The 12,463-nt window shown below is 60.2% G+C and carries 12 protein-coding genes; 5 read left to right on the top strand and 7 right to left on the bottom strand.

The genetic code is table 11. The annotated features are described in order from the left end of the window. Positions 1–15: 15 nt before the first annotated feature. Positions 16–945 carry a DMT family transporter gene (locus tag AAY24_RS01065; RefSeq protein ID WP_046858105.1) on the bottom strand — a complete coding sequence of 310 codons (930 nt, stop codon included), beginning with the start codon at positions 943–945 and terminating at the stop codon, positions 16–18. Between the two features lie 115 nt (positions 946–1,060). Between AAY24_RS01065 and AAY24_RS01060 the strand changes: the two genes are divergently transcribed. From AAY24_RS01060 to AAY24_RS01050, 3 genes are all read left to right on the top strand, one after another. Continuing rightward, positions 1,061–1,930 carry a LysR family transcriptional regulator gene (locus AAY24_RS01060; protein WP_046858104.1) on the top strand — a complete coding sequence of 290 codons (870 nt, stop codon included), beginning with the start codon at positions 1,061–1,063 and terminating at the stop codon, positions 1,928–1,930. 62 nt (positions 1,931–1,992) lie between these two features. After that, on the top strand, positions 1,993–2,856 hold the full coding sequence (locus AAY24_RS01055; protein ID WP_046858103.1) for a TIGR01777 family oxidoreductase: 864 nt from the start codon (positions 1,993–1,995) through the stop codon (positions 2,854–2,856). Between the two features lie 38 nt (positions 2,857–2,894). After that, positions 2,895–3,857, top strand: a complete 963-nt coding sequence (locus tag AAY24_RS01050) for a YbgA family protein (RefSeq protein WP_046858102.1) — start codon at positions 2,895–2,897, stop codon at positions 3,855–3,857. 7 nt (positions 3,858–3,864) lie between these two features. On the opposite strand, the gene AAY24_RS01045 is transcribed toward AAY24_RS01050, so the two are convergent. Then, positions 3,865–4,821: a LysR family transcriptional regulator gene (locus tag AAY24_RS01045; RefSeq protein WP_046858101.1), complete on the bottom strand. Its 957-nt coding sequence runs from the start codon at positions 4,819–4,821 to the stop codon at positions 3,865–3,867. Positions 4,822–5,315: 494 nt separating this feature from the next. On the opposite strand from AAY24_RS01045, the gene AAY24_RS01040 reads away from it, so the two are divergent. Together AAY24_RS01040 and AAY24_RS01035 are read left to right on the top strand one after the other, a co-directional pair. Then, the gene (locus AAY24_RS01040; protein ID WP_046858100.1) at positions 5,316–5,777 is read left to right on the top strand and encodes a thioredoxin family protein; all 462 of its coding nucleotides are present in this window, start codon (positions 5,316–5,318) and stop codon (positions 5,775–5,777) included. Continuing rightward, positions 5,774–6,460 carry a cytochrome c biogenesis CcdA family protein gene (locus AAY24_RS01035; protein ID WP_046858099.1) on the top strand — a complete coding sequence of 229 codons (687 nt, stop codon included), beginning with the start codon at positions 5,774–5,776 and terminating at the stop codon, positions 6,458–6,460. Before AAY24_RS01040 ends, AAY24_RS01035 begins: the two co-directional genes overlap by 4 nt. A gap of 111 nt (positions 6,461–6,571) precedes the next feature. Here AAY24_RS01035 and AAY24_RS01030 read toward each other — a convergent pair whose 3' ends face one another. The 5 genes from AAY24_RS01030 to AAY24_RS01010 form a co-directional block, all read right to left on the bottom strand. Continuing rightward, positions 6,572–7,639 (bottom strand): ABC transporter ATP-binding protein, encoded by a 1,068-nt coding sequence (locus AAY24_RS01030; RefSeq protein ID WP_082116968.1) that lies wholly within the window; start codon positions 7,637–7,639, stop codon positions 6,572–6,574. After that, positions 7,640–8,626, bottom strand: a complete 987-nt coding sequence (locus AAY24_RS01025) for an ABC transporter ATP-binding protein (RefSeq protein WP_046858098.1) — start codon at positions 8,624–8,626, stop codon at positions 7,640–7,642. A gap of 4 nt (positions 8,627–8,630) precedes the next feature. Continuing rightward, the gene (locus tag AAY24_RS01020; protein ID WP_046858097.1) at positions 8,631–9,590 is read right to left on the bottom strand and encodes an ABC transporter permease; all 960 of its coding nucleotides are present in this window, start codon (positions 9,588–9,590) and stop codon (positions 8,631–8,633) included. After that, positions 9,587–10,567, bottom strand: a complete 981-nt coding sequence (locus tag AAY24_RS01015) for an ABC transporter permease (protein ID WP_046858096.1) — start codon at positions 10,565–10,567, stop codon at positions 9,587–9,589. The genes AAY24_RS01020 and AAY24_RS01015 overlap by 4 nt, the downstream gene beginning before the upstream one ends. A 196-nt stretch (positions 10,568–10,763) precedes the next feature. Then, positions 10,764–12,320 carry an ABC transporter substrate-binding protein gene (locus AAY24_RS01010; protein ID WP_046858095.1) on the bottom strand — a complete coding sequence of 519 codons (1,557 nt, stop codon included), beginning with the start codon at positions 12,318–12,320 and terminating at the stop codon, positions 10,764–10,766. Between the last annotated feature and the right edge of the window lie 143 nt (positions 12,321–12,463).

Raw genomic sequence — 12,463 nt, 5'->3', positions numbered from 1 at the left:
ACTTGCATCACCCCGTTACAGAGGGGCTTCACCCACCTGTTCCCGACGTCCAACCAGGCGCAACAACAGTCGCCGGGGCATGATGATCAGCACATTTCCCGCCACCACCAACACCACGCCGGCGGCCGCCATCAGGCTCCAGTGATAATTTTCAAACAGGGTCGAGATACCCAGCGCCACGAGCGGGAACAGCACCGTGGCATAGGCCGCCTTCTCCGGCCCGATACGGCCCAGCAGAGTGAGATAGCTGCCGAACGCAAGCACCGAACCGAACAGGGCCAGATAGAGCAGGGACAGGTTATAGGCCATGGAGGGGTCGTAGACAAACGCCACACCCTGGAACAGGGCGTACAGAAACAGGATCAGGGCACCATAGGCCATGCCGAAGGCATTGCTCTGGATCACCGGCAGTCGCTGGCGCTGATTCCGGGCAGAGATAATGTTACCCAGGGAGGCGATGAAGGTACCCAGCAGACTCAGCACCAGCCCCTTCAGGGCACCACCGTTATGCTGCAGGTTAGCCACTTCAGGCCAGAATACCAGGGTAATGCCCAGCAGGCCGATGCATGCACCAACCACCATGGTGGCATTCACCGGTTTACGGAAAAACAGTGCGCTGTTGACAATGTTCATCAGCACGATGGTGGAGAAGATCACCGCAATCAGGCCACTGGTCAGCTCCGCCGTGGCCCAGTAGAAGATCAGGTAGTTAAGGCAGAACAGCATCAGGCCCTGCAGTGCCATCCAGAGGTGTTCCCGGCGCCCGAAGCGCAACGGCAGACCCCGCAGCAGACACCAGGCGAACAGGATCAGTGCCGCCAGTGTAAAACGGTAGGCAACCGACAGCTCGGGCGGCACCGCTCCCAACTGGAACTTGATGGCGTACCAGGTGGAGCCCCAGATAAATACCGCCGCAAAGTAGAGACTGACAGAGTGGGTTAACATGGGTAGGGGAAATTCCATGGGTGGTACAAAAAACTATCTTATACGCGCCCGGCATGTATTATTAAAGCCAATTATCATAATGGAAGTAATTAGCAACCGTAATGAAAGGTAACCCGTGCAGCGTGATATCGATATCGGTCTGATCCGTACTTTCCTGGCGGTGGCGGAGAGTGGCGGCATGACCCGGGCCGCCCAGACCCTCAACCTCACCCAGGGCGCGGTCAGCCAGCAGATCAAGCGGCTGGAGATCCAGTTCGGCAAACAGCTGTTTGACCGCCGGCAGAAGCAGATGCAGCTGACACCGGACGGCGAAAAGCTGATTGCCAGCGCCAATCGCCTGCTGGCACTGAATGACGAGGTGCTGCAGCTGATGCGTCAGCCGGAGTTCACCGGCAAGATCCTGCTCGGTGTGCCGCCGGATATCGTGCGTCCCTTCATGCCGCCGATCCTGAAACGGTTCAACCGGGAGTTCCCCAATATCCGGGTCACCCTGATCAGTGACTCGACCCCGGTACTGCTGGATATGCTGAAAAAGCAGCAGATCGACCTCACCCTCACCACCGAGTCGGTGCGGGGCGACCGGGACGAACTGCTGCTCACCGACGCCCTGGTGTGGATCGGCGCACCGAATGGTGAAGCCTGCCACCGGCACCCCCTGCCGGTCGCCCTCGGTCTGGAGTCCTGTGGATTTCGTGATTCCGCCGTGGCGGCGCTGAACAGCGCCGGGTTGGAGTGGATCTCAATCTGCCAGGTTGGCAGCACCGAACCGGTGATCGCCAGCCTGGAGGCGGACATGGCCATCGCCCCTTACATGTCCCAGGTGATCCCCGAGACCCTGAGCATGATCGACCCGGCGATCGGCCTGCCCGACCTGCCACGTTACTACATCAACCTGCGCCTGCCGGGGCACGGCGTCAACGTGATCGTCAGGGAACTGGCGCAACAGATCCGCACCGGCTTTGCCCAACGCTATCCGGCCCTGTAACCGGCCCACTGAACTATGCTTAAGGCAGTCCGGACAACACCGACCAGCAGGTACCGATCCACATGAAAATCGCCATTACCGGAGCGACCGGCTTCATCGGCAGGCGCCTCTGCACCGCACTGAACAGCGCCGGCCACCAGCTGATCCAACTGGGGCGCCAGGCACTGCAGGATGATATCGACCGGTTGGCCGGGCAACTCCAGGGTTGCGACGCCATCATCAACCTGGCCGGGGAGAACATCGGCCGACGCTGGAGCGAGGCCTACATGCAGGCTTTGTACGACAGCCGGGTACTGACCACCCGCGCGCTGGTGGAGGCACTGTCCCGGCTGGAGCAGCGTCCGGGCCTGCTCATCTCCACTTCTGCCATGGGCGCTTTTGACAGCCTGGGCCGCTACAGCGAATCCGACCCACCCAATGCAGGCGGCTTCTTCGGTCGCCTCACCCGTGACTGGGAGGCCGCCGCTCTACAGGCCGAAACCCTGGGTGTGCGCACCTTGATCTTCCGCCTGAGCCTGGTACTGGGTCGGGACGGGGGCATGATGAAACAGCTGCTGCTGCCTTTCCGCCTGGGGTTGGGGGGACCGATCGGTGACGGCAGCCAGCCCTTCTCCTGGATCCATATCGACGACCTGGTGCGCGCCTACAGCTTTGCCCTGGCCCAGCCGGAGATGGGCGGCATCTATCACCTCAGCGCCCCTGACAGCACCACCAACCGGCAGTTTACCCGGACATTGGGCCGGCAACTGCACCGCCCCGCCCTGCTGCCGGTGCCCCTGTTTATGCTCAAGTTACGGTTCGGACAGGGGGCCGAAGCCCTGGCCAGCGGACAGTATCTGATCTCTGAACGACTGCCTGAAGCAGGCTTCCATTTCCAGTACGACACCCTGGCCAAGGCGTTGCAGGAGATCACCGGTCCGGCGTGAGACAGAACCAACGAAGCAGAGGAGCAGACTTAAACCAAATGACAACAGATCGTTTCAGCCCGGTCACTATCGGTATCAGCAGCTGTCTGCTGGGGGAACAGGTACGCTACGACGGCGGCCACAAACAGGACCGTTTCGTGACCGAACAACTGGCCCCTTTCCTCCGTTTTATCCCCCTCTGCCCGGAAGTGGGCAGCGGCATGACCACGCCCCGACCGGCGGTACAGCTGGTGGGTGAAGCGGACAATCCCCGCGTGGTCGGGGTCAACCAGCCGGAGCTGGATGTCACAGCGCAGCTGCAAGCCTATTCGGAACAGGCGCTGGCCGGGCTGGATGGCATCAGCGGCTACATCCTCAAGAAAGATTCACCCAGCTGTGGCATGAAGCGGGTCAAGGTCTTTCCGGAATCGGGGGGCAGGGCCCGGCGCCAGGGCAGCGGCATCTTTGCCCGCGCCCTGATGAGCCGCCTGCCCGAGCTACCGGTGGAGGACGAAGGGCGGTTGAATGACCCGATCCTGCGGGAGAACTTCATCAATCGGATCTACGTCTACCGGGACTGGCAGCGGTTAATCCAGACAGGAGTTACGGCAGCGGGACTGATCGACTTCCACGCCCGACACAAGTACCTGGTGATGGCCCACTCCCAGGCGGCCTACAAGCGCCTCGGCCGACTGTTATCCAACCTGCCCAGGGAGGCGGTTGCATCCGCCAGCAGCGCCTATTTCAGCGAATTGATGAGCGCCCTGCGACGACCAGCCAACCGCAAGGGCCACAGCAATGTGCTGCAACACATCATGGGTTATCTGAAACGCCAGATCGACAGTCGTGACAAACAGGAACTGGGGGAGAGTATCGAACGCTACCGGCAGGGTGAGATACCCCTGGTGGTGCCGATCACCCTGTTCCGGCACTATTTCCGCCTCCATCCCGATCCCTACATCGCCCGGCAGGTCTACCTGCAACCCCATCCGGACGCCCTGGGCCTGAGAAATAATCTGTAACCGGCGATCAGTGCTCCAACCCGGCGGCATGGCGAACCGGCAGCTCCTGGGAAGTGGCCAGACTGCGGGCCACATCCTCCCAGAAGCGAGGCAACATGGGGTGTGGGTTTTCCCTGGAACGGTAGATGCGGATCTCCATGGGATAATGCCAGGTTTCATCCCCGGCAGGCACCAGTCCCTGCGCGCCCTGGCTGGCCAGCAGGCGGGCCGGCAGCCAGCCGATGCCATAACCCTCTGCCACCATCGCCTTGACGCTGACCGCCTGGGTGTTCTCATTTACGTTGAGCAGGTGGGGCAGACCGGGCCGGGCGCGGAAGCCGGCGGACAACACCCGCTGCAGAAAGGTCTGTTCACTGTAGCCGATATAGGGCAATGGGGCCGCGTCACTGCCGGGCAGGAGAAATTTCGGCTGGCCGTGGCGGTTCAGGGCGGTCACCGGCAGCAGGGTATCGGCAGACACCACCTGGTACTCATATTCGGGCCGGTCGAGCACCTCCAGGAAGTCGATATCAGGAGACCAATAGCAGAGGATCAGATCGCACTCACCCCGCTCCAGAGCCTGCACCAGCAGCCGGCCCGGCCAGGCGGTGGACTTGAGATTGACCCCCAGGTCCACATCGCTGTTGAGCGATTCAACCCAGTTACGGAAAAAGCTCAGATAGAGGGTCTGATGGGTGGCGAAACGGAGCTTGTTGGCTTCGCTCTGGATCATCTCCTGGCAGGTCTCCCGGGTCTCCCGAAGAGTGCGGGTGATCTTCTCTGACGCCTCCAGAAACACCTGCCCGGCGGGCGTCAGGGAGAGCGGCAGGGTCTCCCGGTCCACCAGTACCACCCCCATCTCCTCCTCCAGCATCTTGATACGCCGGCTGAAGGCGGGTTGGGAGATGTTCTGTTGTTCCGCAGCACGGGAGAAGTGGCGGGTCCGGGCCAGCGCAAGAAAATCCTCCAGCCAGCGAATCTCCATCAGTGCGCCGCTCCATGGCGTGCGCCCACCAGGCCCGCCGAATGGCCCGGCCCATCCGCGTTGACGAGAGTCATCTGGTAAGGAAGGTAAGGCATCGCAGGATCGTTTCCGCCGTCATCAAACTTCGCATAGTTTAACCCATTACTGCCCGATAGACTTTCACGGAAATTGGAATCGTGTCTCTATGGGTCAAAACGGCCCTTCCAGGGGCCCACTGATCAGCCAGCCCCGCTGCCCGACGCCTGCCAATTCAGCAGAGGAACAACAAAATTCCCACCAACACTGCATCCTTTTTATCCCTGCTCCGTCTTAACTATCTGGTAGGCAGATTAATGTCTATCAGCACCCAGAGTGGACTGGTTCCCTAACTCGCAGATAAGCCAGCCGATGCCTACGCAACAAGAGACGGAGTCTACCCAGATGACACAGCGCTATTCAAGACTGCACCATAACCCCGGTCGAGCCCGTTCCAATGAAAAGGGGGATGCCTGACCATGCCTGCAACCGAACCCGCCACCATGAAATCCTTAAGCCAATACCTGTTGCCCCTGGCGGCCCTGCTCCTCGCCCTTGTCGGCCTGGCCCTGTATCAGTGGATGAACAGCGAAACGCCACCTCAAAGCACAGAGGTTACTCTCCCATCCATTGTCGGCGACGGCCGCCCCACCCTGGTGGAGTTCGGCATGAACAGCTGTGCCAGTTGCAGGACCATGCACCGGATACTGGATGAGTTGGACGCAACCCATGGCGAGCGTCTGCGGATCATTCGGGTAAATATCCTGGAACAAAGCGATTTAACCCGTCAGTGGAAGATCATGGCCATTCCCACCCAGGTGTTCCTGGATGACGCCGGTCAGGAACTCTACCGGCATATGGGCGTCCTTTCAGCGCGGGCGATTGTGGAAGTTTTCACCACCCGGGGAGTGCCCCTGGAGTCAGTCGGTGATGAGTCATGATGGAGCTGTTGGCACCGCTGTCCGACGCACTCTCCGGTAGCGGCTGGATTGCGGCCCTGGCGGCCATGGGATGGGGGTTTGCCAGTATCTGGCTGAGTCCCTGCCACCTGGCAGGGATCCCCCTGGTGGTGGGTTATCTCTCCATTAGCGACAACACCCCAGCTCCCGACAGGCGCGTACGGGTGATTCTCGCCTTTGCCCTCGGCAGCCTGCTTAGCCTGATACCGCTGGGCGTGGTCACGCTATTGCTGGGACGGGTTGCCGGCGACCTGGGTATCTCCAGCAACTACCTGGTGGCGCTGATCTGCCTGGTTACCGGTCTCTATCTGCTGGAGTGGTTGCCGATGCCCAGCGGCCGCGGATTACCCCAAGTGACCTCCCGGGGCGCCTGGACCGCCCTGGTTCTTGGTATGCTCTTCGGCCTTGCCCTGGGACCCTGTGCCTTCGCCTGGATCGCCCCCTTGCTGGGAGTGGCCTGGATGCAGGCGTCTGCGGGGCTGGCCCTACCGGCGCTCCTGCTGATACTGTTTGGAATCGGCCACTGCGCCGGCATATTACTGGCTGCCGGTTCCCTGGATCGGGTACAGCGTTGGCTGAACGGTCTTGGCAGTTTTGCCTGGGGCCGCTCGATCTGCGGCGCTCTGTTACTGCTTGGAGCCGGCACGCTGGTAGTCAGCGCCTGATTCAGCGATTCGACAGGCTGTAGCAGAGCGACCATCTGTCGGCAAGGCGAAAGATCGGCCGCAGGGCTACCTCTCGACAGGACAGAGCGACCATTTACTCCCGGCAGGCAGCTACAGACGCCCCTCCTCCACACCGTGGCAGGCCACCTGGCTGCCGTCATCGTGCCAGATCAGTTGCGGTATCTCCCGCCGACAGCGCTCATTGGCATAGGGGCAACGTCCGTGGAAGACACAGCCCGGGGGCAGGTTGACCGGCGTGGGGACTTCCCCATGCAGCTTGATATGGGGCGGCTGGTTATCCTGCAGCCTGGGGATGGCGCTCAGCAGCGCCTGGGTATAGGGGTGCTTGGGGGAGTCAAACAGTCGTCGGGTTGGCGCCAGTTCGCACACCGTTCCCAGGTACATAACCGCCACCCGGGTACCGAAGTGCTCCACCACCGCCAGATCATGGGTAATGAACAGATAGGTGAGATCACGGCGCTCCTGGGCCTCCATCATCAGGTTCAGCACCTGGGCCTGGATCGACACATCCAGGGCCGAGATCGGCTCGTCGGCGACGATAAACTCCGGATCCAGGATCAGTGCCCGGGCGATGGAGATGCGCTGCCGCTGACCACCGGAAAACTCGTGCGGATAGCGCACGCCCCAGCCGTGATCCACACCGACCGAATCCATCACCTCCGCCACCCGTTCACGTACTTCGGCGGCGGAATAGTGGGGAAAATGGAAACGCAGCGGCTCTTCCAATGCCTGGGTGATGGTTTTTCGGGGATTGAGTGAAGCGTAGGGATTCTGGAAAATCATCTGCAGTTTACGCCGGTAAGGCAGCATGGCCCGGTCACTCAGATTGTCGATCCGTTCGCCCCGGTACACCACCTCGCCGGCGGAGGGCTTTAACAGCCCCATGACCACCCGCGCCACGGTGGATTTGCCACAGCCGCTCTCCCCCACTACGCAGAGCGCCTCCCCTTTGCGGACATCCAGATTGACGCCGTTGATGGCGTGTACAAACTCCCGTTTCCGCTGCAGCCTGCCACCGCTGAAGTGGAACTGGTCGAGCAGGTCACCGGACATATCAAACCGTTTGTAGAGTCCGCGTACCGTGATCAGGGACTCCCCGATACCCACCGCGTCGGCGGCCCGGGCCTCCTGTTGCAATGTCTGCCAGCTCTTTGCCATTTATATCTCCTGCCGGGCGGATTCCACCATTGCCTGAACCATGTGGCAGGCCACCGAGCAGCCGCCGGAACGGGTGAAGCCGGGGATCTCCGACTTGCAGATATCCATCACAAAATCACAGCGTGGGTTGAAGGCACAGCCGGCCGGAATATCCTGAAGCGACGGCATGGATCCCGGTATCTGATTCAGCCGATGGCCGGGTACGGTCTGCTGGGGCAGTGCATTGATCAGGCCCTGGGTGTAGGGGTGCTGCCCGTCATTGATGATCTCCTTGGTCGGCCCGGTCTCAATAATGCGTCCCGCATACATGACGATGGCCCGCTCGGTCACCTGGGAGACAATTCCCAGGTCATGGGTGATCAGCATCAGGCCCACGTTATTGGAGGCGCACAACTCCAGCAGCAGTTCCATGATCTCGGCCTGAATGGTCACATCCAGCGCCGTGGTCGGCTCATCGGCGATAATCAGGGCCGGATCCATCAGTAGGGCAATGGCGATGATGATCCGTTGGCGCATGCCGCCGGAGAGTTCATGGGGATACTGATCGAGCCGTTTTTCCGGCGACGGGATCTGCACCTGCTTGAGCTTCTCCACCGCAATGGCGCGGGCATCCCGGCGGGAGATGTTTCGATGCGCCTGGAGACACTCCACCATCTGCTGGCTGATGGTGAGCACCGGATTGAGGGTCATCATGGGATCCTGGAAAATCATGGCGATGCGGTTGCCGCGGATGGAGCGCATCTCACGGGGCGAGAGTTGCGCCAGATCCCGACCCTCAAACAGCACCTCACCAGCCGAGATATAGCCGGGCCGACTGAGCAGGTTGATCACCGCGAAGGCGGCCACCGATTTGCCAGCGCCGCTCTCTCCCACGATACCGATCCGTTCGCCCCGCTCCAGGGAGAAACTGATATCCCGCAGCGCCTTGACCGCCCCGTTACGCAGGCCGAAAGTCACTTCCAGATGGTTCACTTGCAGAAAAGACATCGGTCTAGCCCTTGTAGAGTTTCGGATTCAGCACATCCCGCAGCCAGTCGCCCAGCAGGTTCATCACCAGCACCAGGATCACCAGCACAAAACCGGGTATCACGGTAATCCACCAGGAGCCGCTGAAGATGTACTCGAAGCCACTTGAGATCAGGGAGCCCAGGGATGGCTGGGAGACCGGCATGCCAAGCCCCAGGAACGACAGCGACGCCTCGCTGATAATGGCGTTGGCCACCTGCACGGTGGAGATCACCAGCAGCGGCGACAGAGTGTTGGGCAGGATATGTCCCCACATGATGCGCCGGCTGGTAAAGCCCATCACCCGGGCCGCATCCACATACTCCTTGTGTTTCTCCGCCAGCACGGAGGCGCGAACGGTTCGCGCATACTGGGGCCACTCCGCAATACCGATCACCAGGATCAGCATGAAGATCGCCAGCTCGGCATAAAGCTCGGCACCGAAGGCGGCCTGAAACACCGCCAGCACCACGATAGCCACCATCAGGGTGGAGAAGCTGAGCTGGATATCCGCCAGCCGCATCAGGAAGCTGTCCACCCGGCCGCCGAAATAACCGGCGGTCAGGCCCACCAGCACACCCAGCAGACACTGCAGGATCACCGCACAGACACCGATCAGCAGGGAGATACGGGTGCCGTACAGCATGGTGCTGAGCATGTCCCTGCCCTGGGCATCGGTACCCAGCAGAAAACGCTCATCCGCCTCCTCCTGCCAGCTGGGTGGAATTTCCGAATCCATGATATCGATCATGGCCGGATCGTAGGGATCGTAGGGTGCAATCAGCGGCGCCAGCAGGGCGGCGACCGCGTAGAGCAGGAAGATCAGCAGACTGACCATCGCCACCCGGTCATTGACGAAGCTGTGATAGAGATGGCTGCGCTTGAAGCGCTGCCAGCGGCTGTATTCCGCTTCATTCACAGTGGTGGGAGCGGCTGTGTCGTTCATGATGCCCTCCCGGCCAGTTTGACGGTGGGATTAACCAGGCCGTAGATCAGGTCAACAACCGTATTGGTGATAACAAAAATCGCTCCCACCACGATCAGGTAGGCGACGATCAGCGGCGTATCTACCCGGTTCACCGCCTCCAGAAACAGAAAACCCATTCCCGGCCACTGGAAAACCGTCTCGGTCAGGATGGTGTAGGCCACCATGGTGCCGATCTGCACACCACCGACGGTAATCACCGGCAGCATGGTGTTTTTCAGCGCATGGACAAACCAGATCCGCATCGGTGACAGCCCCTTGGCCCAGGCATACTTGACATATTCGGACTGCAGGATCTCCATCATCTCGGCCCGAATCAGGCGCACAAACAGGGGCAGCATGATCGAGGCCAGGGAGACACAGGGCAGTAGCAGGTGCAGCAGGCCGTCCGCATTCAGAAAGCCGGTCTCCCAGCTACCGAACACATGCTCGGTGACGCCACGCCCGAACGAAGGCAGCCAGGCCAGCTCAACAGAGAACAGATAGATCGCCAGGATGGCGGTGAGAAACACCGGGATCGATATGCCGACGATACTTAACCCCATGGCGCATTTGGAAAACCAGCTTTCCGGCTTGATAGCCGCGTAGACACCGATCGGCACTGAAAAGAAGATAATAATCAGGGTGGCCCCGAACACCAGCTCCAGGGTCGCCGGCAGTTTCTTCAGGATCACCTGCAGGGCCGGTTCCTTGAAAAAGTAGGAGGTGCCCAGGTCGCCCTGCAGCGCCTTGCCAGCGAAGCGCAGGTACTGGGTGATGAACGGGTCATTCAGTCCCAACTCGTCCCGCAGCACCTGGCGCTGCTCCTCCGATACCGACTGCCCGACCAGCTCCCGCAGGGGATCACCCAGGTTGTCCTGGATGGAGAAGCTGAGCAGGCTGATCACAAACATGACAACCATCGCCTGGAACAGGCGTCTTATCAAAAACGCAAGCATGATCTGGATAACTCTCGGCTAGTGTCACTCAGACAGGGGTTGTACAACCGTTATGACATCGGGCGTATGGGTTGTTTTACCGGACCCCAACGCCCCCATCCGGAGGTCAGCAACTCAGGGATCAGTCCGGACTGATGCAGTGCCGGTGGCCCATTCAGCGGCATCACCGGCACTGCAATCATCCACCCGGCAGTCCCTACTCCTTGATCACCAGGTCGCCCAGGTAGGGGAAGTTCTGCACATTGACGATAGGAGCGATATCGACATTCCTGGCGGCAGCCCAGGCCAGGTTCTGCCAATGCAGCGGGACAAAGGCGGCGTCATCATAGAGAATCTGCTCCACCTCCTGCAGCATCGCCTTACGCTTTGCCGGGTCGGTTTCACTTGCGCTGCGGTTAACCAACTCATCAACCTTAGGATTGCAATAGTTGCCGCTGTTGTACTGACCCTTGCCGGTCTCCTCATTGGGGCACATGACAAGGAACTCGCTGAAGTTGGCCGAATCCTCGGTATCCGAATGCCAGCCGATCATCATGATATCCGCGGAGCGGGCGTCAAACTCGGGCCAGTACTGCGCCTTCGGCAGGGTCTTCAGATCCACCTTGATATTGATCTTGGCCAGCATCGAGGCGACCGCCTGGGCGATCTTTTCATCGTTCACGTAGCGGTTATTGGGTGCCATCATGGTGACGCTGAAACCCTTCTCGTAACCGGCCTCCTTCATCAGTTGGCGGGCCTTCTTCAGATCAAAACGGGGTTTCAGGCTCTCCTTGTGGCCCAGATAACCCGCCGGACTCTGCTGCGCCGCTACGGTGGCAAAGCCCTTCATGATCTTCTTCACGATGCCGGCATTATTCACCGCATGCACAATCGCCTGGCGGACCCGCACATCCTTGAACTCTTCACGCCGTTGCTGGTTGAGCTGGAAGGTGATCACCCGGGTACCACCGAGGGTAACCAGGTTGACCTTGTCATTGCCCTGGATCCGTTTATGGTCGTTGGGGGGCACCGGGGCGATAAAGTCCACATCACCCGACAGCAGGGCCGCCACCCGGGTGGGGGCCTCTTTGATCGGGGTAAAGACAATCTTGTCCACGTTGCCTTTTGAATTCTTGTCCCAGTAATCGGCAAAACGCTCAAACTCCACCCGGACACCCTGCTCCCGACTGGCCACCCGGAAAGGCCCGGTACCGGAGACATGGGTCGCTGCATAGGTACCGGCATGTTTTACCAGCCGGTCCTTGGGTTCACCGTTCTCATCGGTGCCGCTGTAGAACTTGGAGTCCATCGGGAAGATATAGGTGGCGCTGTGCAGCACCAGGGGATAGGCGCTCTTGGTGGTCAGATCGAAGGTATAGTCATCGATAATATTGACCTTATCAAACGGTTCGAAGATCGCCTTGAAGTCCGGACTGCTCTTGAGCCGGTTAAAAGTCCACTGCACATCCTGGGTGGTCAATTGGTTGCCGGAGTGGAACTTGACCCCCTCGCGCAGTTTGAATCGGACGGTTTTCTCATCAATCCGTTCCCAGCTCTCCGCCAGGCGCGGTTCAAAGGTCAGATCCTGGGTCCAGCGGACCAGTGGATCCATCACCATGTGTGACAGTTGCAGGGTACCGCCCGAAAGCTGCTCATGGGGATCGAGAGATACCGGATCGGCGTCGTAAGCCATTTTCAGCGTAGCCGCCTGGGACCCTGCAGCCAGTCCAAGAGCGAGTAGCGCGCCGCATAACAGTGAGGAGGTTCTTTTCATGCTCAATATCCCGATGTTGGTTATTGCTGTTTCCAGGGACCGATCAACTTCCACCGTCCAGTTCCCAGACGGTATGGATTGCCCGGCCTGACCATCTTTCAAGCATAGAGCCTAAAACCATGATAGGAAGGGTGACAATCGAA

Origin of the sequence: Sedimenticola thiotaurini, from assembly GCF_001007875.1 — a bacterium.
Classification (GTDB): Bacteria; Pseudomonadota; Gammaproteobacteria; order Chromatiales; family Chromatiaceae; genus Sedimenticola; species Sedimenticola thiotaurini.
This window is presented reverse-complemented; position numbering and strand designations above follow the sequence as displayed.